We start from the raw sequence: 23513 nt of genomic DNA on the forward strand, positions 1-23513 counted from the left end.
TCTAATATAGCGAAGGATGCAAGTTCAGGCGATTGAAACCGAGATAATCCCCTTTTTTCAGCCAATCCTTTCTGTGGAGGATGGTGGAATCTTCGCCCATGAGGTCCTCGCTCGCAAAAAGACAGAAGCTGGATTCGAATCCGCAGGCGCACTCTTTTCTTCCGAATCTGAACTTTCGGACGAAGAGCTTGGATTTTTAGAAGAAAGGATTTGGAAGAAAGCATTAGAAAAATTGAAATCTTCTCCGGATTCCTCCAGGCTTTTTCTGAATATTTCCCCCAATCGATTGTATAGAGAATTAGAAAATGAAAGAATAGATTCTTTTCGCCTTCTTCGCTTAACAAGAGAATACGATATTGATCCGAACCGGATCATCTTAGAAGTTACGGAAGAGGAATTTTCAGGCAGCTTGGATTCTCTTCGTATTGCTGTAGACTTACTTAGAGCATACGGTTTCAAGATCGCGTTAGATGATCTTGGATCCGAGGCTTCTGGGATAGAAAGAGTCGGACTCCTTAGACCTGACTTTCTCAAAATGGATCTTAGATTAATTCGGGCCTCATCTCGTTCTCCTTCCGTGAGAAAGGTAATGGAACATATTAGAGATCTTGCATTTTCTTTAGGAGCCTCTGTTCTTTACGAAGGAGTAGAAACCCAGGAAGAGTTATATTTTGCTTTGGAAGGAGGTGCAAGATTCCTACAAGGCTTCCTGCTATTGAAACCTGGACCAGAATTAGCAAATGGAAAGGAGCCTTCTCTTTCTATCAAGGAGATGGTTCGGTTCTTTCATGAAAAGAAGATGGAGCAGATGAAACGTGAGCTTGCTTTTGAAAGAAGGGTACGAGTCACTCTTAAGGAATTCCTGGATCCCTTTCCTATATTGAAAATCGCAAACCGATACTTGGTGGATGCATATACAGTATTCAGATCATCTAAGGAAATACACAGAGTATACATAACGGATTCTAAAGGCACCCAACTTTCTCCTTACTATATGAGAACGGGAGAAGATTCTTTTAGAGAAACGAGTCATGGCATCGGCAAGAATTGGTCTTATCTTCCTTACTTTTATAAACAGCTTCAGGATTCCATGAGAAGGCCGGAGGATTGGGGAATGAGCGATCGTTATTTCGATCGGGATGCGGTCAAAGATCTGATCGTATTCAGCAAAGAGATAGAGCAAGGCGCTTATGTATTTTTAGACGTGACCGCACCGGGCCTGCATTAAGATCATGTCAGTATGAGCAGTATCCAAAATCAGATCTTGCAGGATATTTACCAGGCCTCTCATACCGGAGGCTTTCTTACTATGAGAGATCTTGAATTGAATACTTCGCTTACCGAGTGGAAACTTAGACCTCACTTAGAAGATCTAAAAGAGGCCAGCCTGATTGTAGAACATCCGGAAGGATTCCAAGTAGCTCCCCGAGGAACCCATTACTATAAGAGCAAATGGGGCTAAGCGACCGGCTCTACGTTTTCATCCTTCTTAGAATGATTTCCATTCAGTATGAATACGGACCCGATAGCCAGTATTCCTCCGAGTAGAGTGCTTATCGAAGGCACTTCTCCTAAAAAGATCCAGCTCCCTAACAAAGCAGTTACCGGAACCAAAAAAATAAAGGAACTCGCTGTCCTCGATCCCAATCTAGACGATGCATAGAAATATACCGTAGTTCCGAACGTTGTAGATATTACAGAAAGGTAAAGTAACTGGACCCAGAAGTTCAGATCGTTGTCGAATACGCCTTTTAGATCATAAGGAAAGGCCAAAAAGAAATCTATAAATGTTCCGATCGCGAATACATAGAAACTGTATACCATCGGAGAAATTTTCTGCCCTGCGCTGTGACTGTTCATGCTTAAGATAGCCCAGCTAAACGCGCATAATAGGAAATAAACATTTCCTGATTGGAACAAGAGTGTCCAATCCCCTTCCCAAATTTTTAAAAGAAGAAAACCACCTAGGAGTCCAATGCACAACCCGAAGAATTCCTTAGATCCAGGAAGCTTTCTCTGAAATGCATGCACCATTATGTATGTGAGAATTGGATTCATGGTAGTGACCAATACTCCGCCTGCCCCAGCTAATCCTTGGCTCAAGCCGAGCAAAAAGAACTGGTTATAAATGGTGTATAGGATTCCGCCAAGAATCACTTGCACGACTGCCTTTTTATCCGGAAGCGCAATCGAGTCCTTTCTCCAAATCAATACAGGCACGAGAGAAAGTGCAGTTGCAAGAAAGCGCCAGAACACGATTACAATTGGAGGTTCCGAATTTACAATGGACTTTGCGGAAGGCCAAGCAAAGCCCCAGCTGATCATTGCGATGACTAAGAGTAAGAAGAATTTTGCGGATTGGCTCTGAAACATTCGGCGATTGCCTCTCGTTACCAGATTTTTCCTACGGATGCAAAAGAGGAGTACAAATAAAAAACCCGACTAATATCGCCGGGTTTCTTTGGTGGCCGAACATATTCGGCCATATATATCGTTGGACCTATAGCTTATGCGTTTAGATCGATCAAATAGCCTCTTCGCACCATTTGGTCGTCAGTATTGACCCCGACTTTCGCAAGACTTTTTGGCGCGGTCACAACACTCTCCATATTGCTAAGTGGATGAAGTCTGTCCGGCATATTTTGAAGCGTAAACTCGGATTGGGAGAATTGTCTGGCAGCTCGATTATTACTTCCTGCTGCGTTGATTTCTTGTAACATGCTGCGAATTCCTTTTTTACGAAATTTAAACTTTCTATTTCCATTTGTAAAGAAAGAAATTTCGGACCCTTACCCCTGAAACTCGAGAAAAATGGAAAAGATTTAGGATTCGAGTCATAATTCCTTTCGGTCTCCGGATAGCCGGTTGTCCGCATAACTCGCAACAATATGCTGCACTAAATTATAAAAGATAATAGGAAGCATAACGGAAGGATGATCCGCCAAACTCAGAGAGGCGAGCACTAGACCAGTCCCATTATTATTCATACCTAATCCGAATACTAAAGAAGATTTCTCCGAATCGGAGGTCTTAAACACTCTCGCGATCACAAATCCCAGAAAGAAGGAGAAGGAGCAAAGTCCTCCAGTGATCAAAAGGATCACGAATAGAAAGTCCCAATCCGGATTTGTGAATACCTGAGGAAGGACAACAGAAGCATTCGAATAATTTAAAATAAGAAGATTCAGTAGATTGATCTCCTTGATCGGTTTCTTAATCTTCTCCGCTGAATCCTTGGGCAATAGAAAGTGCAATCCTATCCCTACAATTGTAGGAAGAAGTACAGATAAGAATAAGAAGGCGCCAACTCCTTGCCCAGCAATCTCATGCAGATCTTCCGAATAATCTCCAGTTGTGATAAAGCCTATGGAATGCAAGCCGATCGGAGTAGTAACCGGGCTAAGTATCGTAGAAAAAACTACGAGTCCTAAACTCAAAGCAAGATTCCCATTTGATTTTTGAGACCATGCAGTAGACGAAGCTGCAATCGGCATGGACGCAATTAGTGCAAGACCTACGAGAATATTCTGCACTTCGTCCGGATTATGCCAGACGATCATCAGAAAAGAAACTAGAAAGGTAAATAGTATTGGAATAGATAAGTTCGCAAACAATCCTACAAAAAGAAGAATCGGCTTCTTGAGTAGATGAAATAGTTCGGAAGTCTTAATCCCTAAACCAGCATTCAATAAAAGTAATGAAAGAAGAACCAGAGATAGAGAGACTTTTATCTTTCCTCCATCCAAGAAAGTGAATGTCCCGAAATTTATATCTCGAATGGTTAACCCGAGTCCGGGGAAGATCCCGCCGAAAAGATAAGAAGCTAAAATGAAATAAAAGAAATGCTTATGAAGATACTCGAAGAATTTACGAAACGGATCCTTCAATTGGCTGCCACCAAGAAAATGGAAAATCGTTCTCTCACAACGCCTCTCCTTCCCATCTCGGATATACGATTTCTTCTTCCTCTTCAGGAACAGAAGAACCGGCCTCATCTTCCAGTAACGTAAAGCCTTTAGGCTCTTGCGAGAACTCCGGAAAATATTCAAAGAATAGTTTTGTGGCAACAATCCGAGTAGTCGCAGGATAGTTTACCTTGAATGAATCGGAGAAATCCAGCTCAGGCAATTGATGGAATTGGATTCTGTCTTCGAAATTGATAAAGTCCTGCTTTGAAAAACCCATATTCCTGGAAACGATCTCGTCCTTAAGTAAGATCCAATCCAATTTGAATCTCATCCGATATCCTTGGAAGGCGGAAGATCTTTGGATCAAGTTCACCACTCTCATCAAAGGATATTCCAGATTATAATAAGGAGTCAGATACACCATGAGGTATCTTTGGCTGAAGCCTAAAGGTTCCCAAACTCTTTCCGGAGCAAGGTTCAGATCTGAATCAGAGCGAAGCCCTTCGAGCATCGAATGAAGAACAGGTGCAGTTTTCTTTTCGGAATAGAATTCTTGGATCACGATCTCGCCAAATTCTCCGTAATAGAGCCATTTGTACAGATCCTGGATTTCGACTAAGGGATGGAGTTCTATAAAGCGATTTAAGCTAGAGATTTTTTCCTCTCTAGTTCTGTTTTCGTCGATCTCCTTATGGATCATAGAAGTGCCGGAAATATCTTAATGTAAAAGGCCTCGAAATTCAACTCTAAAATAAGAGTGGCGACCTTCGACTAACAGTCTGCTTATTCGGTACTCTTTCCGTATTTTTCCTTATCGGAGGCAAATTCCTTACCGCGTAAGAGGCGGATAAAATTTGCCCTATGCAATAAGAGTATAATACCGCTTGTAAAGCAAATGGCCCAGAAGACGGGAGTATTGAAATCTCTTCCTTCCCATAGAGAAAGTATATAATAAGAAATGGGAAGAGTAATCGCTCCACCTATCGAACCTATGGAGACAAACCCGAAGATCTTCTTTAGGCTTAAGAATACAATCAGAGTGATGAGTATAGGCCCGGGAGCAAGAACAGCAAAAACTCCGAAGCTTGTGGCCACTCCCTTCCCGCCCTTGAATTTTAAAAAGGGAGAAAACATGTGGCCTAAGACTGCAGAGACTCCCGAACAAAGTGCCAAAACTTGCGCTGACTCTCCGAATAATAAAAACACAGTTAAAGGAGAAATTGCTCCCTTCAATATATCCAGAAGAAGGACCGGCAATCCTACTTTCCATCCAAGGAGCCTAGTAACATTGGTCGCTCCAATATTACCGCTTCCTTTTTCTCGTATGTCCATGCCGTAGTATTTTGCGGCAAGAAATCCAAAAGGAATGGAACCGATCAAAAAGGAGACCGGCAAGAATAGGATAAATAGATCGTTCATTTTCGATCCGACCTCAATTCCAAACGAATGGGGATCCCTTGCAGATTGTATTTTTCAGTTAACTTTTTCTTAATAAAGGTCAATAGATTCGATTTGAAATATTCCACATGGTTCACAAACAGAATCAGGTGAAATGGAGAAATGGACACTTGAGTGCAATACAACATCTTAGGAGGGCGATTCGCAGAGAAGGACCTTCCTGCCTCCGCCATCCAGGCTCTCAAAGACTGATTTAATTCGGAAGTCGAGATCTTTCTCTTGGATCTAGAGGCAAGGTCCAAGGTCATCTCCATCAGCTTATGGATCCTTTGTTTTTCCTTGGCACTCAAAGTGACGATTTGGATCTCTCTTAATAATGGAAGTCTGGAATGTAAACGTTCCTTGTAATCCTTGAACGATTGGTTGTCCTTATTCTCTATCGTGTCCCATTTATTCACAGCGAGAAGGAAAGGTTTTCCTTCTTCCTGGAGCATGGACACGATCTTCTTATCAAATTCTCCGAAACCCTTTTGTGCATCCAATAGATGAATGACTATATCCGAGCCTTGGATTGCCCTTTTTGTTCTTTGATAAGAATAGAATTCTAAGGCCTCGCCTTTGTCCGACTTCTTTCGGATCCCGGCGGTATCGATGATCCGAATCTTTTTTCCTTCGAATGTGACCGTAGTATCTACGGAATCCCTGGTGGTTCCAGCTACATCACTTACCACAGCTCTATCATAACCGCAAAGTGCATTCAATAAACTTGATTTACCTGCATTCGGTTTTCCTACAATGGACAGACTAAAATCCTCGTCGGAAGTCTTAGTCTCTTCTTCCGTTTCGGACTGGACGATCTTTCTCTTTGCGCTGGGAAGAAGGAATGCAATCTTCTCCAATAAAAGCGGAAGGTTCCTTCGTCCGATAGCCGAGATAGGAAGTATTTCAGAAAGACCCATTCTATAGAAGGAATCCAGATCCGCTTCTTCTTCAGGATGATCTACCTTGTTCACACAAAATAGAGAAGGAATAGAATTCAATTCAGGATCCTTTCTGAATTTTTCGATCAGCCTTGAATCGTAATTCGTGACCTCTCTGAAATCCAATAGAAAGACAACCAGATCGGACTCTGCAACCTGTCTAAAAGCATTTTCTAATACTGCTTCTTCCATGCTTTCCGGTCTTTCTATATCTAAACCGGGAGTATCACATAAGAAGAAGTCGAGACCTTTCTCAGGATTCAAGACTCTTGCCCGGAGTACGTCTCGAGTAACTCCCGGATAATCTTCGGTGATCGCTAATTTCTTTTTCAGAAGAGCATTAAAGAGCGTGGACTTTCCTACGTTCTGGCGCCCTACGATGCTTACAATTGGGACTCGTTTTTTTGAGGACATCTTTAAGAGTAATTCTTGGTTTTCATCGCTCTCGCGATTTCTATTTTTGCGTCGCTTTTCTTGAGATCTTCGCGTTTATCATATAGCTTTTTAGGTTTCGCGACTGCTAGTTCAACCTTTGCCCAGCGATTGTCTTTGAAATATACTTTTGTTGCTACAAGGACCAGGCCCTTCTCCTTGACCTGCTTTTCTAGCTTCTCTATTTCTTTTCTCTTCAATAGAAGTTTTCGAGGTCGGATCTCAGGGTGATTCGCATAACCTCCATTCTTGTATGGAGTAATGGAGAAGCTGTCTAGAAAGACTTCACCGTTCTTGATCTTTGCAAAGGCGTCGGTAAGGTTCGCCTTCTTTTCTCTCAAGCTTTTGACTTCGGATCCGGACAAGACTATGCCTGCTTCGATGAATGAGATCAGCTCGAAGTTGAATCTGGCTTTTTTATTTACCAGAGGTTGAGGGCCTAAATCTTTTTCCTTGTTCTTTCCCATCTCTTTATCGCTAGCGGAAATATTTCCGCTCGCAGATCAATTCCGGGAAGAATGGTGTGTAAGGATCAACCTTCCCAGTTCTGCGCCGATTAAATTCGGCATATTGTAGAAGTTTTCAGATGTGATCTGGATAGAATCCGGAAATAAATGCTCCGCAATATATCTTCGGCCCAGTCCCACACCCAGAAACACGTAATTCTTATTCGAATGCTTTAAGATCTCGGCTTTGAGACGCTTATTATCTCGGGAATTGATCTCATGCTCGAGCTCTGTCTTCCCTCTCTGGCCTCTAAAATCCGAAATCATGACCAGTATTTTCGTCTGGGCATCCGGCGAAAAGTAGGATTCTATCTGCTCTAAGAGCTGGTATTCCTCGATTGAATCCCCTTGCCAATCGCTCCTAAGAGAATCGAACATCTCCTCTTCCTTCTTCTCATCGAAATACTCATCCATTCGTTTGACTTGGACAAGATCTATCCGATCTTTTCGGTTCATTCTATCCGAATAAGCGGTTACGGAGAAGTTCACATCATGTTCATCCAGGATATTTGCGGAAGAAAGCATTGCGGAAAGCGTCGCCACTGAATATTCGAAGTTGAAGATCCTTCTGGACTTGGAAACCAAGAAGGCAACTTCGACTCCTTTTAGTTTTTCCTCATCCTTATCAATGGTGGTTTTATCGAAGACCTTGGAGTCTCCCTTTCCGGATAAGAAGGAGATGTATTTGCGAGTGTCGATCCTGCTTCCCTCGCTTCTATACATACGATTGATATCTATCTCCGGATCAAAGAGTCTGTCCAGATTGAGCTGGACCTCGTCCAAGCTCTTTCCGAATACCTCTTTGAATTCCTTTAGGCTCGTTTGGATAGTATATTCCCAGAGAATTCTTCTCTTAGCAAGAAATGCTTTGTACAATTCTTCCGTACGATAACCCCAAGCACCGCCACCGCCTGCAGGCTCTCCCTGACCCATATTGCCTCTGGTCTCTTGTCCGTACCAAGCGTCTGGACCTTCTTTGCGTTGGCCACCTGTCTCTGGAGTATTGATCTCGATCCCTTCTCTCAATTCCCTTCCGGAATTCTTGAGTTCCGCCTTTCCGGTGATCGGTTCTCTCTTATGGAGTTCCGGATCCCACCAGCGTTTCTTTTCTATTTCGGTCGAAGGGGTCAGACTTTTTTTTTTCTTTTCCTCCAAAGTTTGGAAGAAGTCCGATACGATCTCGATTCCTGATAAAGAAAATTCTAATATTCTTTCCAACTCTTTTCTTTCTCCAGGGTCAGAGACTTGGTTGGTGTAAGCGATCTTTCCGCCTCGGAAAGCGATCTCTCTGATCCCTTCCTTACCCGTAGAAGAATCTGCATATCGAATGATATGATCCTTCCATTGCAGAAGATTAGAAAGTCCGAATGTATAAGGCATTAGGTTCGCAGAACCAATCGTCCTTTTCTTGGACAAGTCTTTGATCTTAGTATGGAACTCAGCCATCTTAGAGACTAGATCTCCTTCAGGCAGATAGAAGTTTAGGATTTCTTGAAGTGTTTCCGAGTCTTCCAGATCCGGGAATAAAACCGAAGTAAAACGATTTCGGAAAGCACGAGAGATAGTCGGTGTCGACTTGGACTTTCTGAACAATTTCAGTGCAAAGATACGCGAGTCTTCCTTGAGAGAAAGAGGCTTTTCTTCGGAACTTTCAGGAGGAAGGACAAGCGCTCTTGCATCGTCCGTAAGCATGTTCAACTTCTCCACAAGTTCAGCGCCTGCAGCCTCCAAATTCGTGATCAGAATATTTCCACCTTCTCGAATCCCTTTTGTAAGAGGACCATCCACCCAACCGACTTGAGCACCTTCGATAGGCTTGAGCGCACCGATAATATCCGCAGTATGAATTCCCTTACAGAGATGAACGCTTTCCAAAGGAACTCCACTGATCTCAGTGAATAGAGGAAGGACCAATTGAGGGTCTTGCTCTTCCGAATATTCCACGAGAACATTCTCTTTAAATTGAACTGCAGTGTATACTTTCTCAATAAACTCTCTCAGTTTCAAAGGAAGCGGAACACTGGAAAGAATTGTCTTAGCGTGATCCGTATTGGAAACAGGGATTTCCTTATCATTGCAGAATAAAGAGCTCTTATGCACTTCGAACTTGGGCTCGGGCAAACTCGGAGAGATCTTCAGTCCTGTTTCTTTCAGTAGAAGTTCGATCTGTGCCTGGCGATCTTCCTGCTTACGGAAAGGTTCCACATAGAAATTCCAAAGCTCTCTAAATCTAAGTTCAGGACTGTCCGCCTTCAGGCTCAGGATGCGATTGCATACTTTTTTGAGATTTCGGATATTGAAATGATACTTCTCTAGGTCTCCTTTTCCGATCGCACCGGAAACCACTCTGGATTCTGTATCTAAAGAAATACGAATGCAGGATTTCAGGATCTCATCGTTCATCTGAGGATATAATTTCCCTAAGATGAATAGGATCTCATCCGGAGTATGAGGATCTATGAATATCGTCGAATAATGTCTGGTGATATCGAAAGGAAGAGGCTTTCTTCCTTCGAATCCTTCGGAAGGGTTTTGAGTACCGATGAAATTGAATCCATTTTGAGCAAGGATCCTGGAGCCGTCCCCTTCTATCAATTCCAAGTAATTGGACTCGTAGATTGTAGAGAATCGTTTGATGATATGAGGAGGACAAAGGTTCATCTCGTCCGCAACGAAACTGGAACCGCTTCGAACCGCAGAAGTAAGAGGTCCATCTCCCCAGGCAAAACCCTTTCCGTCCAAGAGAAGTCGGTAAGATCCGATCAGATCTTCGGGAAGAGTATCTTCGTTAAAACTAAATCTCGCAGTCGGATGATTTCGTTTAAAGTTTATGTAATATATAAGAGCGTTCTTTCCGACTCCCGCATCTCCCACAAGGAGGACAGGACGACCTTCTATGATCGGATATAAAATATTTTGCAGATTGCGAACTGTGGAGTCTGTTTCTACTAAGTCCGCTCCCAGTGAGCCGGAATTATTTCCGAGCTTGGAGACTGGTACATTGATCCCGGCGATTTTTACGGTTTCCATGACCCCAAGATCCAAAATGAAGTAAGTAGATGCAATCCGAATTCAGTAGGACTTCCAACTAATAGTTTGCAAATTAAACCTTTCGAAAGTACAAAATTTGAAGAATCCGCTTGTTCCACATAAGGCTTTCGCATTAGCGTATTTATTATGAGCCAAAGCACACTCGACTATGTTCTCGCACAACGGATCCAAGGACTGGATTCCTCTGCGATACGAAAAGCTTTCGAATTAGCGGGAACCTTAAAGGACCCGATCAATCTTTCTATAGGCCAGCCTCATTTTCCCTGCCCTGAAAATATCATAGAAGCGGGAGCAAAAGCTCTTCGAGATGGAAAGACTGCGTATACTTTGACTGCAGGAATTCCGGAACTAAAAGAGGCACTTGCCCAAAAATACAAACAAGAGAATCTAATTCCTTATGCAAATCCGGAACGTATCCTTGTCACCTCCGGGATCAGCTCCGCATTTTTACTTCTATTCAATTCTCTTCTGGACGAAGGGGACGAATGTCTCGTAGTCACTCCTCACTTCTTAATGTATCCAGCGTACATCAAGATCTACGGAGGAAAAATGCATACTGTCTCCGAAGATTTTCAACCGTTAGACCTGGATCGCTTCAAGGATAAGAAACTGAAGATCATCATCTTCTCAACTCCTTCCAATCCGACGGGAACCGTTTTGAAGAAAGACCAACTAACGGCCCTCGCAGATCTTGCGGAAAAAACAGGAGCCTACCTGATCTCAGACGAAATCTACGAAAAATTCGATTACGATAAATCTTTCATGTCCGTAGGTTCCTTTTACGAGAGAGCGATCACTCTTTCGGGCTTTTCCAAGACGTACAGTATGACCGGCTTGAGACTTGCCTCGATCCTTGCTCCTGCTCCTATTATAAAAACATTAACTACCCTACAACAATATACTCTTGTTTGCGCGCCTTCCGTAACTCAATGGATGGGAATGGAAGCGTTGAAGACTGACATGCAACCTTATATAGACGATTATAAGGAAAAAAGGGACTTTGTTTACGATAATCTAAAGGACCACTACGAACTGAAAAAAAGTGGGGGCGCCTTCTACTTCTTCCTGAAGATCAAGGAGAAGGACGATGACTTTATCGTTCGAGCAGTAAAGGAGAAAAGCCTGATTTTAGTCCCAGGATATATCTTTACGGATTCCAAGGAATACATTCGTATCAGTTTCGCCTCCGAATGGGAAAATTTGAAACGAGGCGTCCAAGCCCTGAAAGAACTAGCAGTTTCTTAAGAGGACTCTTGTCGACATCCATTTCTGAAGTTCCAGGTCTTCTGCCCTTAATTTGGCTGAGCGGCTTTTTGATCTCCATATCCTTTGGGAGTTTCTACTCTACCCTCGCCTATAGGATTTTACGTTTCTATTATGGAAGGGAGAGAAAGCAAGGCACAAGGCTCGCCAGGTTTCGTAGAATCCTTTTAGAACCTTCTTCTTGTGAATCCTGCGGTACAAAACTTAGCAGCAAGGCTCTCGTGCCTGTGTTCGGCTATTGGTTAGTTGGAAAAAAATGCCAGACCTGCGGCGCCGAGATCAATCCTCTCTACGCACTCTGTGAGGCCTCCTTCGGATTTCTATTTATGATCTCCTTTTTTCTTTCGGGAAATTTCTTAGGATCTCTTGCATTTGTCGCTTTATGCGGTCATTTACTTGTGTCTGCAAGCACCGACTCCCAAAAATTCTCCTTAGATTACGAGAATCTACCTTTTATCCTAGCCTTAGGAATACTTGCAAATTTCTTAATATTCAATTCCTTGCCTGATAAAGCGGACTGGATCGTATTCGGTTGTTTTCTGGGAGCATTCTTTCTCACTCATTTTATTTTTCCAAGTGGGATGGGATTCGCTGACGCGATATTTGCCCCCAGCTTTGCTTTTATCAGCGGCCATCCTTGGTGGATTTTCTTTTTGAATGCTTCGTATGCAACTGCACTTGCAGTAACCTTCTTAAAAAGGAAGCAGGGAGAAAGCATTCGTGGCGTTCCTATTCCAATGGGAGTATATTTCTCTCTTAGCCTGGGCTTGACATTTCTCGCAAGAATGATCGCAAATTCGGGTTTACTTCCCCAATGGTTCAATCTCATTCTATAAGAGATCATGCAGAAAAATATCTCGGATATACGCAACGAATACAGCAAGGCTAAATTGGATGAGAAAGATATAGACTCTTCCCCTTTAGAATTTTTTAAAAAATGGTTCGACCAAGCAATAGAATCTCAGGTAGCAGAACCGACTGCGATGACTCTCGCTACAGTAACCGAAGAAGGACTTCCAGATGCAAGGATCGTTCTTTTAAAAGGGATCGAGAACGGAGGATTTCAGTTCTATACCAATTATTCCAGCAGTAAGGGAAAGGAACTCGCAAAGAATCCGAATGCTTGTTTAGTCTTCTTCTGGTTTGAACTGGAAAGACAGGTGCGTATCCGAGGAATAGTTTCCAAAGTTTCCAGAGAGATTTCTGAAACTTATTTTCATTCTAGACCTTTCGACAGCCAGATCGGCGCCTTAGCCTCTGACCAAAGTGAAGAAGTAGAGAATAGATCCGTTTTAGAAAAGAAGTTTGGAGAATTCAAATCCAAGTATGAAGGTAAATCTGTCCCTCTTCCTGAAAATTGGGGAGGATATATATTAGAACCTTTTGAAATAGAATTCTGGCAAGGTAGAAGAAGCCGCCTCCACGATCGGATCTTATTCCGAAAAGAAGGCGGACTTTGGGTTAGAAAAAGGCTTCAGCCTTAATTCAGCGAATGTCAGCCTAGTCCGAGCAAATGTCCCATTCTCATCTTCTTAGTGAAGAGATAATGGTGATTATTTCCGGTCGGCATGATCTCTATAGGAATTCTATCGGTCACTTCTAATCCGTAACCTTCGAGTCCTACGATCTTACGAGGGTTATTGGTGAGAAGTTTCATCTTTCCTACACCTATATCCTTCAGTATTTGAGCACCCACTCCGTATTCTCTTAGATCGGGAGCGAAGCCTAATTTCTCGTTCGCCTCTACAGTATCCAAGCCCTCATCCTGCATATTGTAAGCCTTGAGTTTGTTAATAAGACCGATGCCTCTTCCTTCCTGTCTCATATAGAGAAGGATTCCTTTTCCTTCTTGAGCGATCATAGAAAGAGCGGAATGAAGTTGTGGGCCACAGTCGCAACGACCGCTTCCGAAAATATCTCCGGTAAAACACTCTGAATGGACTCTCACCATCACTGGCTCGTCCTTGTCGATCTTGCCCTTGACTAACGCGACATGCACTTTATCATCAATGATCGTAGAATACGCACGGACAGTAAAGTCTCCGTATTCGGTAGGAAGTCTAGTTTCCACTTCTAGATGAATTAGGTTTTCCTTCTTCCTTCTATAGCGGATCAGATCCTCGATCGTATAAATATTCAGTTTGTGTTTCTCTGCAAACTTTTCAAGATCCGGGAGCCTAGCCATGGTCCCATCATCATTCATGATCTCGCAGATTACTGCGGCAGGATAAAGTCCCGCAAGCTTAGAAAGATCCACAGAAGCTTCTGTATGTCCTGCTCTGCGAAGCACTCCGCCGGAGACTGCCTGTAAAGGAAATAAATGTCCCGGCTTGACTAGATCTTGAGATGTACTTTTAGGATCGAGTAAGACTTGTATTGTAGTTGCTCTGTCCTGAGCGGAGATCCCTGTGCTTGTCCCTTCTTTAGCATCCACGGAAACAGTAAACGCAGTCCCGTGCTTGTCGCCTAAACTGATATCGTCCACCATTCTGTGGACACCCAATTGGCGAAGGCGCTCTCCTTCCATAGGCACACAAATCAGACCTCTACCGAAAGAAGCCATGAAATTGACCTTTTCCTTATCGGTGAATTGGGCCGCGCAAACCAAATCCCCTTCATTCTCGCGATCTTCGGAATCCACGAGAATGATCATTTTTCCCGCTTTTATGTCTTCGATTGCCTGTTCAATGGAGCCGATCATGATTCCACCTCATTTCTTGGACTGGTTTTTTACCATTCATAATTCCGTAAAATTGCGAAAAGTGCAACTCTATAGTTGGGAATTCGAACCAAGACCCCCGTTTTTCTCAAAACAAAGCAAAAATAAACAGAACGATCGACTCGTTTTGAGGAACGAAAATAAAAAAAATTTTAGGTCAAAGGATTTTGGAGGATCAATCAGGAAAACTTAGAGATCTGCTCCAGGTATCTTGCGATCAGATCCACTTCTAAATTTACCTTGGCTCCTACCTTCCAAGCCTCTGCGGCATTGGTAACGGTCAATGTCTCCGGGATCAGAACTAACTCAAACTCTCCCGACTTGGAGTCTACTATGGTAAGAGAGATCCCATCCACAGTAACGGAGCCTCTAACTGCAAAGTATTTAGTGAAGGAAGGATCATGCGAGATCAAAAATCTTCTCACATTTCCTCCGTCCTTATCTTCGGAAAGAAGGATCTTTCCGGTCAGATCCACATGGCCAGTAACGAAGTGGCCGCCCATTCTAGTATGAGGTTGGACAGATCTCTCTAAATTGATCTTGGTCCCTACTTTAAAATTTCCGAAATTAGTAAGTTCTAAAGTTTTATAAGAAGAATAGAATTCGAATTTATCTCCTGAGTCTTGGAAGGAAGTAACCGTATGACAGGCACCGTTCACCGAAATGGAGTCCCCGTTCTTTAGGTCTGGATCCTTCCATTGAGTGGAGACATGGAAAATCTTTCCGTCTCCCGTGTCCTGTATAGCTTCTATTTTTCCGGTGGTCTCTATCAATCCTGTGAACATGATCTCCAAACCTCCCAATGATCTAGGCCTATATCGACCGTCCAGTCCATCGAAAATTCTCCCTTCCATTCAGGCAAGATCCCTTTTGGAATGGAAACAGTTCCCGAGCGAATCTGTAAGATTGCGTCTTCTTCCGAAACTAGGCTCGAAAAAGTTTTATATAAAAAGTTTCCGCCTTCGATGAGTGCTAGATTCATTCCCCACTCTCCTAAGATCTTCAAAACATTCTTTCCTAGATCGGAAACTGAAATCGAATCAGAGAAGGAAATAGACACTACCTTGGAATCGGAAAGCTCTCTTAGCTTGTTCAGAAAATCATTGCTATACTTCTTCTTCTCATCCAAGAAGAAGGCACAAGATTTCTTAGAGATCCCAGAATTGATCTCTTCTTGCTTTTTCAAAAAAGAAGAAGGAACTAAATCTTCCTCAGGCATAAAGAAAACCCGAATCGGTTGGTAATCTTTCTGATTCTCGAAATGAAGACGAAAGAGTTCTTTGTCATTGGAATATTTCAGTAGTTCTTGGAGGAAACCGCTAAATCCGAAAAAAGGTGACTGTTCTGCAGGATTCTTCCGATCTCTAAGTTTTGAAAAACCAACTTCCGAATTTCCCGATTCAGAAGGACCCGTTCTCATAGGAGTAGATTTAGAAAGATTTGATTTAATCTTCTTCCAATCTGATCTTAGAGATTCAAGATCTTGCGGAAATTTTTCCGAAATCCTAAAATCCAGACCTGGTTCGTCCACTTGTACTGTTTTCGGTCCGACTAAAATCGCATCCACCTTGGCACGAAGCATGGTCAGAAAAAAATCACTTTCAGCAGAAGAGATCTTCTCTCTTTGGCCGGATCCGGAACTGAAATGGCCTTCCTTACTCAAAGAAGACTTTAATAAAAATGCGGGACGCTTCTTCTCTACTCTGGTCTTAAAACCGAATAAGAAGTGAGAAGAGATTTCGGCTAACGCTGGATTTTGGACCACTTCTATACCAAGAGAGCTTAATTTAGAAAGGCCTGAATTTTCGGAAACTAGAGGATTTGGATCCTTCCATCCGTATTCCAATCGTTTAGGCTTTTCTTCTATGAATAGATCGATGCAGGGAGGAGTTTTTCCGTAGTGAGAACAAGGCTCTAAAGTAACGTACGCGTTGTGGTCTGGAAGTTTTCCAGTCGGGAACTTTTCTCTTAAGATCCTGTAGGCTTCTCTTTCTGCATGATTGCCTCCATAGATTCGAGTGGAAGCACTGCTTAAGATCTCTCCCGTATTTGCATCTTCTAATACGCAGGCAACGGGGGGATTCGGGCTAGAATAGCCTGTGGAGGCAAAGGACAGGCGAAGCAATTCCTCCCGAATCGAATCCGGGAGGGAAAAACTCAAGAGCGTTTAAACCTCTTGGAAAGTGCATCGTAAATATCTACGAGAGGCGCAGCAATAAACACTGAAGAAAAAGTTCCGAGTATGATCCCGAAGGTAAGAACGTATGCAAAATCATACAACTCTACTGCTCCTCCGATAATGATCGCAACTACTGAGATCAGGGTCGCCACGGAAGTGTTGAATGTTCTCGTAAGTGTTTGATTGATCGAAATATTGATCACTTGGGAGAATGTATCTCTCAAATTTCCTGCATTCTCACGGATCCTATCGAATACCACGATGGTATCGTTGATGGAATATCCGAGCAATGTCAGAAGTGCCGCAATGATAGGAACACTCGGTTTGATCTGAAAGAATCCGATAAAAGCGATCGTGATCACCAAGTCATGGATCAGAGCTAAAATCGCTCCTAACGCAAACTTGAATTGGAATCGGAAACTCAAATAGATCATAATGAAGAAAAGAGTCAGCCCCAAGAGAGAGATCCCTGTGGAAGTCAACTCAGCTCCTACTACGGAACCTACTTGGTTCGCAGAAAGGATCGCCTTCTTGTCCAGTTTGAAATCCTCTTGTAGGATCCCGATCAGTGCATCGATAGCAGAGGCTTGTTTTGCTTCTACATTATCTTTTCCTTTTCTTTCCAGATAGAGTTCTTTGATCCTATCCACAGAACCAAGACCGATATCGATCTGATAATCGTTCTTGTCCTTGTCCATGAGTACGAGAACTGCTTCCAGATTCTTAGAAGAGAAATATTCCTCTAGGTTCTTACGCTCTACTGTTGCAGGAAATTCTACAACTGCGCGAAGTCCCCCGTCAAAGTCCAATGATGTAGCGAAACCGCCGTATTTCCCGAAAGTAACCCCGAACCCAATCAGGATTAAAATAGCAGAGAAGGTAATAGATACGTATTTATATTTTATAAAATCAAACATTCTTGGACTCCAGTTTCTTGAATCCGATTTGGAGTTTGCGAACTCCCAACTTGTTTACCAGGATATCCATGATCATTCTACTCAAGAAGAGAGAGGTGAACAAGGAAGTGATAATACCCCAACAAAGAGTGATCGCGAATCCTTTGATCGGCCCGTTTCCGAGTTTGATCATTAAGATCCCAGAGATCAACGTGGTAACGTTACTGTCCATAATGGTCCAGAATGCGTTCTCGAAACCTTGGGCCACCGCTGCAGATACATGCTTGCCGGCGACCAATTCCTCTTTGATCCTTTCGTAGATAATCACGTTTGCATCCACAGCCATACCGACTGTTAGGATAATCCCTGCAAATCCTGGTAAGGTTAAAGTGAATCCCATCAGAGAGAGAAGCGCCATTAGAACGATCACGTTCACAAGAAGAGCGATATCTGCAACCAGTCCGGACAATCTATAGATAATGAGCATGAATACGATGACGAGAGCAAACCCCAAGAGCACCGCTTTCAAACCCACTTCAATGGATTCAATTCCCAAAGTAGGTCCGATAAATCTCATTTCCAAAACGCTTAGAGGAATCGGAAGAGCACCCTCACTGATCACGTTTGCAAGGTCGGTAGCTTCCTTCTGACCGAACTCTCCGTCAATCTGAGCATTTCCACCTGCAATCGGAGTACGAATGACCGGATCAGAAATGACCTTGTCTCCCCATACGATTGCAAGTTGTCTTCCTACGTTTTTAGAAGTGATATCAAAAAATTTCTCCGCACCTTGAGAAGTTAAGGAGAAGGAAACGTAATACGAAAGCCTGTTCTGGTCGTAGCTTTCTCTCGCGTTTCTCATGTCCTTTCCGTCCAGAGCGATTGCTCTTTCCAGGACCACGAACTCACGAGGAAGTAGAGGGGCCTTAGGATTCGCAGAACGATTCCATTTTACGTAAAGCTTATACTTCTCCGGAACATTGTATTTCTTTTCCATGGCTTCGAGGAATTTATCCTGCTCTGCCTTTCCGAGTTTCTGTTTCACTATGTTCTGAAACTTAACGATCTCGGTCTCTTCTCTCTTTTCCTGTTCTAGAAGTTTACCTTCCTCCGCATCGATAGCAGATTGGTATTGTCCTCTTAGATTCGGATTGTTCGGATCGCGACCAGGCTCTCTCAATCTATATTCGACAGTCTCCGTATTTCGGATAATGTCCAGGATCTGAGAAGAGTTGCTTACTCCAGGCAAAGAGACTTCGATAGAATCTTGATCTTTTTGGATACGAACCTGAGGCTCTGTCAAGTTTTGGTTAGTAAGACGGTTGTCTATGATGAGCTTAGCTTTTTCCAACTCTGCGAGTTTTCTGCTCGGAGTAAGTTCGAAATAACCTTCGATCTCTTTCAGTTTATCGGTGGCTTCTTTCTTTTCTTTTTCTCCAAGAGTGGCATCCGCCTTCTTCTTAGTAAGCTCTTCGATTTCTTTTGCGTAGGAATCCTTTAGTTTGGATGTATAATCCTCGAAGTCTCCCTTTAGGACGACTCTCATCCCTCCTTGCAAGTCCAAGCCTAGCTTGATCGCAAGCGGTCTTCCTCCGAAAATGAAATCTTCGACCCAAGTAGGTCTAAGTTTATTCTTAGGTTCTAATATAAGATCTTGGTTTTCTTGAGAGATCTGATTGATCTTGGCGGAAGTGATGAATCTTCCTTTTACCAGATAAAAATCCTGATCCGGGAAAATGGATGGATCAGGCTCAATGGACCAAGCACCTTTCGGATTATAATCTGTTTTCCAACGATCCGCAAAGCTTTCCAAAGCTTCTTTGCGGGTTGCTTCCGGTAGATCTTTAAATTCCTTTCTTACTGCAAGTTCCAATTCCCTTTCTGCGAAGTTAGGATAGAGAAGCGTCAAAGACGCAGCTACCACTATGATTGGAACGAAAATCCATTGAACAGATTTCAAATTCGGACTCCTAGTCTCTTCTCACTTTATTAATTGTCACTGGAGAACGTCGAGTGACTCGACTTCCTTTCGCTCTGAATTGATACAGAGTAAAAGCTATGATAATAGTTATTAATATTATGCCTTTCTTATGCTCAGCGAAGAATGCAGCTAAGGCTCCCTGGTCTTTTTGCTCGGCAGCCTTTCTCTTCTCCTCTTCCTTCTTCTTGTCGTCGCCTAGTTTCAGGATCTCTCCTAACTTTTGGCGAATTGAATTGTCTTCGTTCGGAATAGAAGCTCTCGCATCATATCCAGGAAGATTCTTAGGAGTAAGGTTCGTTTCTTCGTTGAGCCAGTACGGTTTCTGTAGATCTGCAGCTGCCTCAGGATTTGAGATCTCCTTGGTTCCTCTATCTGAAGTAGAAGTCTCTCCTCCATCAGGGGTTCCGGAATTCTTTCCTTGGCCTGGATCATCCGGCGCTATCTCGGATTCTATTTTCTTTTTGGGTTCTCCGTCCTTGGACTCGAACTCATCCTTCTTGGCCTCTAGCTGTTTCTTCTTCTTGCCTGAATTCTTCTTTACTTTCTTTTTTCGAGAAGTCTTGGCAAGAGGAGTCTTTTTAGCGACGGAAGTGGTCTTCTTGGGTTCGGAAACCTTGTCCAAGAAATCGACTTCTTCTCCATCCTGCCCGAAGATAGGCAGGACGAGGCTTAAGGATAGAAGGAGGCATAGGATCTTTTTCATAGGTGCACCGGTTTACTATACCTATCGGAAAGTAGCCAATTAGGCTTCTTTCTCTTTTTCTTTCTTCTTTAAAATGGTGCTGGAATTGAAGGATACATTGGTATCTTTCGCGATCGCAAGGACTACTGTTTCATTATTGTCCTTAAATTCCACTACCTTGCCGTGAATTCCTGAGGAAGTGATCACGGTATCACCCTTTTGTAGGGCTTCGATCATTGCTTTTCTTTTCTTCTCTTCGTTTCTCTGAGGACGGATCACGATGAAGTACATCACGATCAACATCAATGGAACGAGAGTGATCATATTCAGAGCGCCGCTTTGTCCTGCGCCTTCTGCCGCTTGCGCGAATAATAAGAATGAATTGGTAACGAATTGCATACTAACCTGGTTGATTCCTAATCTTTAAGTCCGTTTTGGGACCAGTATTTTCCTTTCCTATCCTTTGGTAATTAAATTTTGGAAGAAGTCCCCTGTTTTTCCGGAACTAAGCTGTTCTAAAGCGATCTCGTAGCCTTCCGGCAATGATTTTGCCTTGCCCATGACGAAAAGTCCCGCTCCAGCATTCAATGCCACCGCATACGTACCTGCGATCTTCTCCCCTTCCAAAATCTTTCTAGCCAAAGACTCTGCCTGGTCCGGTCCGGAAGTATAAACCTCAGCTGGATTCAAATCTCCCAGCTTCAGTTCCTTCGGATCGAAATCATTTCTGGATATTACCCCATCTTGCAAAAGAGTATAATCCGTTTTTTCAAAAATAGAAAACTCATCCAATCCGTCTCTAGAATGACATACTAGAGCTCTCTTCAGGCCCAAGCCTTGTAGCACTCGAATGAAAGTCTCCATTAGCTCTGGCTCATATACCCCGATGATCTGGTACTGAGGAGAGAAAGGATTATTCAAAGGCCCAATCATATTGAAGAAGGTCCTAAAACCTAATTCCTTACGGATAGGCGCTGCAAACTTCATAGAAGGATGCCAAAGAGGCGCGAATAAGAAAGTAAATCCGCTAGAAAGAAGATGAGACTCCACTTCTTCCTGGGTCTTCTCAGTATTATAACCAAGCCTTCCTAAAATATCACTCGAACCTGTATGAGAAGAAACGGAGCGGTTCCCATGCTTCGCAACTTTGATCCCCAAGGAAGCGAGAGTCAAAGCGGCTAAGGTAGAAATATTCACAGTCCCCTTGCCATCTCCTCCTGTCCCGCAGGTATCCAGCATGTCGAATGGAAAGGCAGTCTTAGGTTTCAGTGCATTCTTTCTAAGAGCGAAACAGAAACCTAGAAGTTCATCCACAGTTTCTCCCTTTGCTCTCATCGCAGTCACGAAAGAAGAAAGTAATATTTCAGACACCTGTCCCTTCATGACAGCGTTCAGCACCGCCTCTGCCTCATGAACTGCCAGATGTTTTCTTTCTAATACTTTTACGATTGCCTGTCTAATTTCCATTTTTGCCGAATGCCCTCCGTATAGAAGCAAAGCGGATCACTTCTCGATTCGAAACCAAATAACGTATTCCGGAAAGCACAGTGATAAAGGTAGTGATGAGCATCCCGAAGTAAGGCACAAATCCGCCTAAGCCGAAGACTAGATCACTCCATCCTGGTGCTCCATTCTCCTTCCAGGCTTGAAAGAATGCCAGGGCATTCTCGGAAGCGATCCCAAATACGGTCTCGCCACCTGCCTTTCCGCTTTGGTACACTTCGTTGATGATAATCCTCTTCTTAGAAGATACTAAAATAAAAAAGACCAAGATGAGAATGATTGCTCCCATCTGAAATGCTGTTTTTACCTTTCCGAGCATTGTAGTCCGAATGGATTGCCCCAAACGAATCGCAAGATAGCGAAGAGTGGTGATCAACATATCTCTTCCTACAATGAGAAGCACCATCCAGAGCTCGATTTGTTCATGCAAAAAAATGAATGTAGTAAAACAGCCTACGACTATGATCTTGTCGGCAAGCGGATCTAAGAATTTTCCGAACTCAGTTTCCTGTTTGTATTTTCTGGCTATATAGCCATCCACGAAATCAGTGAGAGAGGCCAAAGAAAACAAGACTAGGGCGGCAATATGAAACGCCTGCTCTTTCTGGTACAAGAACCAGATAAAGAGCGGGAGAGAAACCACTCTGAGTACAGTAAGAGTATTCGGTATGTTTATATTCGGATTCAAGATGCCAACCAAGTTCCCATCATATCGTATTCGTAAAAAGACTCCACTTTCACTTTACCTATCATTCCAGGCTTCAGAGAAGGATCCTCGACATACACAACCTCGTCGATCTCAGGAGCATCTTGGAAACGGCGCACAATTGCAGTTCCTTCTTCGACTCCGTCGACAATTGCAGGATATGTTTTTCCGATCCTGGACTCGTGGATCTCTTGCAGTATTTTCAAATGAGCGTCCCTGATCAGATTGATCCGTTTCGCTTTTTCCTTTTCGGAAACGGTCTGAGAGACCTCTGCACCCTTGGTCCCTTCTTGCGGGGAATAAGAGAATAAATTCAGTTTTTCTGGTCGAGTCTCTTCTACAAAGCGAAGGATCTCATCCACATCTTCTCCGGTTTCTCCCGGAAATCCTAAAATGAAAGAAGTCCTGATCTCCAGATCCGGGCGGACTTCTCTTGCGAGAGAATACAGATCCCTAAAAGCAAAATAACCTCCGCTTCGGTTCATGGATTTCAATACTCTCTCTGAAACATGTTGCAAAGGAGATTCCAAATAAGGAGCAATCTTAGGAATCTCTCCCATCAAACGAAGTATCTTTTCAGTCTTCTTGTCCGGATATAAGTATAAAAGTCTTAATATCTCCAGATTTTCCACATCGGATACTGCGCGGATCATATCTAAAAGCTTATCGCTATCTTTTCCGTAGTACACAGTGTCTTGGGAAACAAGACAGATCTCTTTAGCGCCGGCAGAGATTGCTCTACGAGTATCCTTTAGGATCTCTTCTAAAGGAGAATCCACAAATTTGCCTCGAAGGGAAGGAATAATGCAGAATGCACATCCTCGATTACAACCGTCGGAAACTTTTACATACGCGTAGGGTTTGGAATAATTCTCTATCTCGGGAGAAAGTATCATTCTCTCCAACAGATCCGAATTAAATTCAGTTTTTGTAATAGAAGAAAGCTCCCTTCGGAACGCTTCCTTGATGATTTTTCCGGCTTGGGAATACTTTCCTGTTCCGAATACAAGATCCACTTCAGGGATCTCGGCGGAAATATCCTTAGGATAACGCTCCGCGAAGCAACCTACTACGACTAACTTCTGGCCTTCTTGCTTCTTGGTATGAGCCGCACCCAGAATTGTCTGGATGGTTTCCTCGGTCGCAGATCGGATAAAAGTACAAGTATTGATCAAATGGAAATCGGAATCTTCCGGACTCGTTGCCGGAAGAAATCCCTCTTCCAAAAGAGAATGGTGCATACTCATGGAGTCTACTGTGTTCTTAGGACATCCAAGAGTTGTTATATAGAACCTCTTTTCCAAACGGA

23 protein-coding genes are annotated in these 23513 nt (G+C 43.2%); 5 read left to right on the plus strand and 18 right to left on the minus strand.

From position 1 onward, the window contains the following. Window positions 1–16 precede the first annotated feature (16 nt). Window positions 17–1228: an EAL domain-containing protein gene (locus tag EHO59_RS13295; protein ID WP_135588834.1), complete on the plus strand. Its 1212-nt coding sequence runs from the start codon at window positions 17–19 to the stop codon at window positions 1226–1228. A gap of 12 nt (window positions 1229–1240) precedes the next feature. Beyond that, window positions 1241–1462 carry a hypothetical protein gene (locus EHO59_RS13300; RefSeq protein ID WP_135588836.1) on the plus strand — a complete coding sequence of 74 codons (222 nt, stop codon included), beginning with the start codon at window positions 1241–1243 and terminating at the stop codon, window positions 1460–1462. On the opposite strand, the gene EHO59_RS13305 is transcribed toward EHO59_RS13300, so the two are convergent. The 8 genes from EHO59_RS13305 to EHO59_RS13340 all read right to left on the minus strand — a co-directional run bounded on the left by EHO59_RS13305 (window position 1459) and on the right by EHO59_RS13340 (window position 10254). After that, window positions 1459–2373 carry a DMT family transporter gene (locus EHO59_RS13305; protein ID WP_135588838.1) on the minus strand — a complete coding sequence of 305 codons (915 nt, stop codon included), beginning with the start codon at window positions 2371–2373 and terminating at the stop codon, window positions 1459–1461. The genes EHO59_RS13300 and EHO59_RS13305 overlap by 4 nt on opposite strands. A 134-nt stretch (window positions 2374–2507) precedes the next feature. Continuing rightward, on the minus strand, window positions 2508–2720 hold the full coding sequence (locus EHO59_RS13310) for a hypothetical protein (protein ID WP_135588840.1): 213 nt from the start codon (window positions 2718–2720) through the stop codon (window positions 2508–2510). 114 nt (window positions 2721–2834) lie between these two features. Beyond that, window positions 2835–3887, minus strand: a complete 1053-nt coding sequence (locus EHO59_RS13315; protein ID WP_246052904.1) for a bile acid:sodium symporter family protein — start codon at window positions 3885–3887, stop codon at window positions 2835–2837. A 34-nt stretch (window positions 3888–3921) separates the two neighbouring features. Beyond that, a complete protein-coding gene (locus EHO59_RS13320; RefSeq protein WP_135588844.1) occupies window positions 3922–4608 on the minus strand; it encodes a hypothetical protein in 687 nt (228 codons plus the stop codon). An 83-nt stretch (window positions 4609–4691) separates the two neighbouring features. Next, on the minus strand, window positions 4692–5327 hold the full coding sequence (gene plsY, locus EHO59_RS13325; protein WP_135588846.1) for a glycerol-3-phosphate 1-O-acyltransferase PlsY: 636 nt from the start codon (window positions 5325–5327) through the stop codon (window positions 4692–4694). Then, the gene (gene der, locus EHO59_RS13330) at window positions 5324–6700 is read right to left on the minus strand and encodes a ribosome biogenesis GTPase Der (RefSeq protein WP_135588848.1); all 1377 of its coding nucleotides are present in this window, start codon (window positions 6698–6700) and stop codon (window positions 5324–5326) included. The genes plsY and der overlap by 4 nt, the downstream gene beginning before the upstream one ends. Window positions 6701–6702: 2 nt before the next feature. After that, window positions 6703–7185 carry an SsrA-binding protein gene (gene smpB, locus EHO59_RS13335; protein ID WP_135588850.1) on the minus strand — a complete coding sequence of 161 codons (483 nt, stop codon included), beginning with the start codon at window positions 7183–7185 and terminating at the stop codon, window positions 6703–6705. A 36-nt stretch (window positions 7186–7221) separates the two neighbouring features. Then, the gene (locus EHO59_RS13340; protein ID WP_135588852.1) at window positions 7222–10254 is read right to left on the minus strand and encodes an AAA family ATPase; all 3033 of its coding nucleotides are present in this window, start codon (window positions 10252–10254) and stop codon (window positions 7222–7224) included. Between the two features lie 147 nt (window positions 10255–10401). Between EHO59_RS13340 and EHO59_RS13345 the strand changes: the two genes are divergently transcribed. From EHO59_RS13345 to pdxH, 3 genes are read left to right on the plus strand one after another with little or no spacing between them, the layout of a single operon-like run. Further along, a complete protein-coding gene (locus EHO59_RS13345) occupies window positions 10402–11520 on the plus strand; it encodes a pyridoxal phosphate-dependent aminotransferase (protein WP_135588854.1) in 1119 nt (372 codons plus the stop codon). Window positions 11521–11528: 8 nt separating this feature from the next. Next, complete coding sequence (locus EHO59_RS13350) at window positions 11529–12374, plus strand: prepilin peptidase (protein WP_135588856.1); 846 nt, start codon at window positions 11529–11531, stop codon at window positions 12372–12374. A gap of 6 nt (window positions 12375–12380) precedes the next feature. Continuing rightward, window positions 12381–13022, plus strand: coding sequence for a pyridoxamine 5'-phosphate oxidase (gene pdxH / locus EHO59_RS13355; RefSeq protein WP_135588858.1), 642 nt, complete (start codon window positions 12381–12383; stop codon window positions 13020–13022). Between the two features lie 11 nt (window positions 13023–13033). Here the strand turns inward: pdxH and EHO59_RS13360 are convergent, their stop codons facing one another. The 10 genes from EHO59_RS13360 to rimO form a co-directional block, all read right to left on the minus strand. Then, the gene (locus EHO59_RS13360; RefSeq protein WP_135588860.1) at window positions 13034–14239 is read right to left on the minus strand and encodes a bifunctional 3,4-dihydroxy-2-butanone-4-phosphate synthase/GTP cyclohydrolase II; all 1206 of its coding nucleotides are present in this window, start codon (window positions 14237–14239) and stop codon (window positions 13034–13036) included. A gap of 197 nt (window positions 14240–14436) precedes the next feature. Then, window positions 14437–15042, minus strand: a complete 606-nt coding sequence (locus EHO59_RS13365) for a riboflavin synthase (protein ID WP_135588862.1) — start codon at window positions 15040–15042, stop codon at window positions 14437–14439. Continuing rightward, window positions 15027–16418 (minus strand): bifunctional diaminohydroxyphosphoribosylaminopyrimidine deaminase/5-amino-6-(5-phosphoribosylamino)uracil reductase RibD, encoded by a 1392-nt coding sequence (locus tag EHO59_RS13370; protein ID WP_135588864.1) that lies wholly within the window; start codon window positions 16416–16418, stop codon window positions 15027–15029. Before EHO59_RS13370 ends, EHO59_RS13365 begins: the two co-directional genes overlap by 16 nt. Next, window positions 16415–17353 (minus strand): protein translocase subunit SecF, encoded by a 939-nt coding sequence (gene secF, locus EHO59_RS13375; protein WP_135588866.1) that lies wholly within the window; start codon window positions 17351–17353, stop codon window positions 16415–16417. Before secF ends, EHO59_RS13370 begins: the two co-directional genes overlap by 4 nt. Then, the gene (secD, locus tag EHO59_RS13380; protein WP_135588868.1) at window positions 17346–19292 is read right to left on the minus strand and encodes a protein translocase subunit SecD; all 1947 of its coding nucleotides are present in this window, start codon (window positions 19290–19292) and stop codon (window positions 17346–17348) included. Before secD ends, secF begins: the two co-directional genes overlap by 8 nt. Before the next feature lie 10 nt (window positions 19293–19302). After that, the gene (locus EHO59_RS13385) at window positions 19303–20016 is read right to left on the minus strand and encodes an SRP-less Sec system protein (RefSeq protein ID WP_135588870.1); all 714 of its coding nucleotides are present in this window, start codon (window positions 20014–20016) and stop codon (window positions 19303–19305) included. A 39-nt stretch (window positions 20017–20055) separates the two neighbouring features. Then, the gene (gene yajC, locus EHO59_RS13390) at window positions 20056–20394 is read right to left on the minus strand and encodes a preprotein translocase subunit YajC (RefSeq protein ID WP_135588872.1); all 339 of its coding nucleotides are present in this window, start codon (window positions 20392–20394) and stop codon (window positions 20056–20058) included. A 57-nt stretch (window positions 20395–20451) separates the two neighbouring features. After that, entirely contained in the window at window positions 20452–21462 is a 1011-nt protein-coding gene (gene trpD / locus EHO59_RS13395; RefSeq protein WP_135588874.1) for an anthranilate phosphoribosyltransferase, read from the minus strand. Further along, window positions 21452–22186 carry a CDP-diacylglycerol--glycerol-3-phosphate 3-phosphatidyltransferase gene (gene pgsA / locus EHO59_RS13400; RefSeq protein WP_135588876.1) on the minus strand — a complete coding sequence of 245 codons (735 nt, stop codon included), beginning with the start codon at window positions 22184–22186 and terminating at the stop codon, window positions 21452–21454. Before pgsA ends, trpD begins: the two co-directional genes overlap by 11 nt. Further along, a complete protein-coding gene (rimO, locus tag EHO59_RS13405; protein ID WP_135588878.1) occupies window positions 22183–23508 on the minus strand; it encodes a 30S ribosomal protein S12 methylthiotransferase RimO in 1326 nt (441 codons plus the stop codon). Before rimO ends, pgsA begins: the two co-directional genes overlap by 4 nt. Window positions 23509–23513: the final 5 nt, after the last annotated feature.

This window comes from Leptospira semungkisensis (genome assembly GCF_004770055.1).
Taxonomy (GTDB): domain Bacteria; phylum Spirochaetota; class Leptospiria; order Leptospirales; family Leptospiraceae; genus Leptospira_B; species Leptospira_B semungkisensis.

What these genes read in the sequence shown, in the direction of transcription:
- EHO59_RS13295 (WP_135588834.1), top strand. Translation starts at nt 17, where the DNA reads ATGCAAGTTCAGGCGATTGAAACCGAGATAATCCCCTTTTTTCAGCCA.
- EHO59_RS13300 (WP_135588836.1), top strand. Translation starts at nt 1,241, where the DNA reads ATGAGCAGTATCCAAAATCAGATCTTGCAGGATATTTACCAGGCCTCT.
- EHO59_RS13305 (WP_135588838.1), bottom strand. Translation starts at nt 2,373, where the DNA reads ATGTTTCAGAGCCAATCCGCAAAATTCTTCTTACTCTTAGTCATCGCA.
- EHO59_RS13310 (WP_135588840.1), bottom strand. Translation starts at nt 2,720, where the DNA reads ATGTTACAAGAAATCAACGCAGCAGGAAGTAATAATCGAGCTGCCAGA.
- EHO59_RS13320 (WP_135588844.1), bottom strand. Translation starts at nt 4,608, where the DNA reads ATGATCCATAAGGAGATCGACGAAAACAGAACTAGAGAGGAAAAAATC.
- plsY (WP_135588846.1), bottom strand. Translation starts at nt 5,327, where the DNA reads ATGAACGATCTATTTATCCTATTCTTGCCGGTCTCCTTTTTGATCGGT.
- der (WP_135588848.1), bottom strand. Translation starts at nt 6,700, where the DNA reads ATGTCCTCAAAAAAACGAGTCCCAATTGTAAGCATCGTAGGGCGCCAG.
- smpB (WP_135588850.1), bottom strand. Translation starts at nt 7,185, where the DNA reads ATGGGAAAGAACAAGGAAAAAGATTTAGGCCCTCAACCTCTGGTAAAT.
- EHO59_RS13340 (WP_135588852.1), bottom strand. Translation starts at nt 10,254, where the DNA reads ATGGAAACCGTAAAAATCGCCGGGATCAATGTACCAGTCTCCAAGCTC.
- EHO59_RS13345 (WP_135588854.1), top strand. Translation starts at nt 10,402, where the DNA reads ATGAGCCAAAGCACACTCGACTATGTTCTCGCACAACGGATCCAAGGA.
- pdxH (WP_135588858.1), top strand. Translation starts at nt 12,381, where the DNA reads ATGCAGAAAAATATCTCGGATATACGCAACGAATACAGCAAGGCTAAA.
- EHO59_RS13360 (WP_135588860.1), bottom strand. Translation starts at nt 14,239, where the DNA reads ATGATCGGCTCCATTGAACAGGCAATCGAAGACATAAAAGCGGGAAAA.
- EHO59_RS13365 (WP_135588862.1), bottom strand. Translation starts at nt 15,042, where the DNA reads ATGTTCACAGGATTGATAGAGACCACCGGAAAAATAGAAGCTATACAG.
- secF (WP_135588866.1), bottom strand. Translation starts at nt 17,353, where the DNA reads ATGTTTGATTTTATAAAATATAAATACGTATCTATTACCTTCTCTGCT.
- EHO59_RS13385 (WP_135588870.1), bottom strand. Translation starts at nt 20,016, where the DNA reads ATGAAAAAGATCCTATGCCTCCTTCTATCCTTAAGCCTCGTCCTGCCT.
- yajC (WP_135588872.1), bottom strand. Translation starts at nt 20,394, where the DNA reads ATGCAATTCGTTACCAATTCATTCTTATTATTCGCGCAAGCGGCAGAA.
- trpD (WP_135588874.1), bottom strand. Translation starts at nt 21,462, where the DNA reads ATGGAAATTAGACAGGCAATCGTAAAAGTATTAGAAAGAAAACATCTG.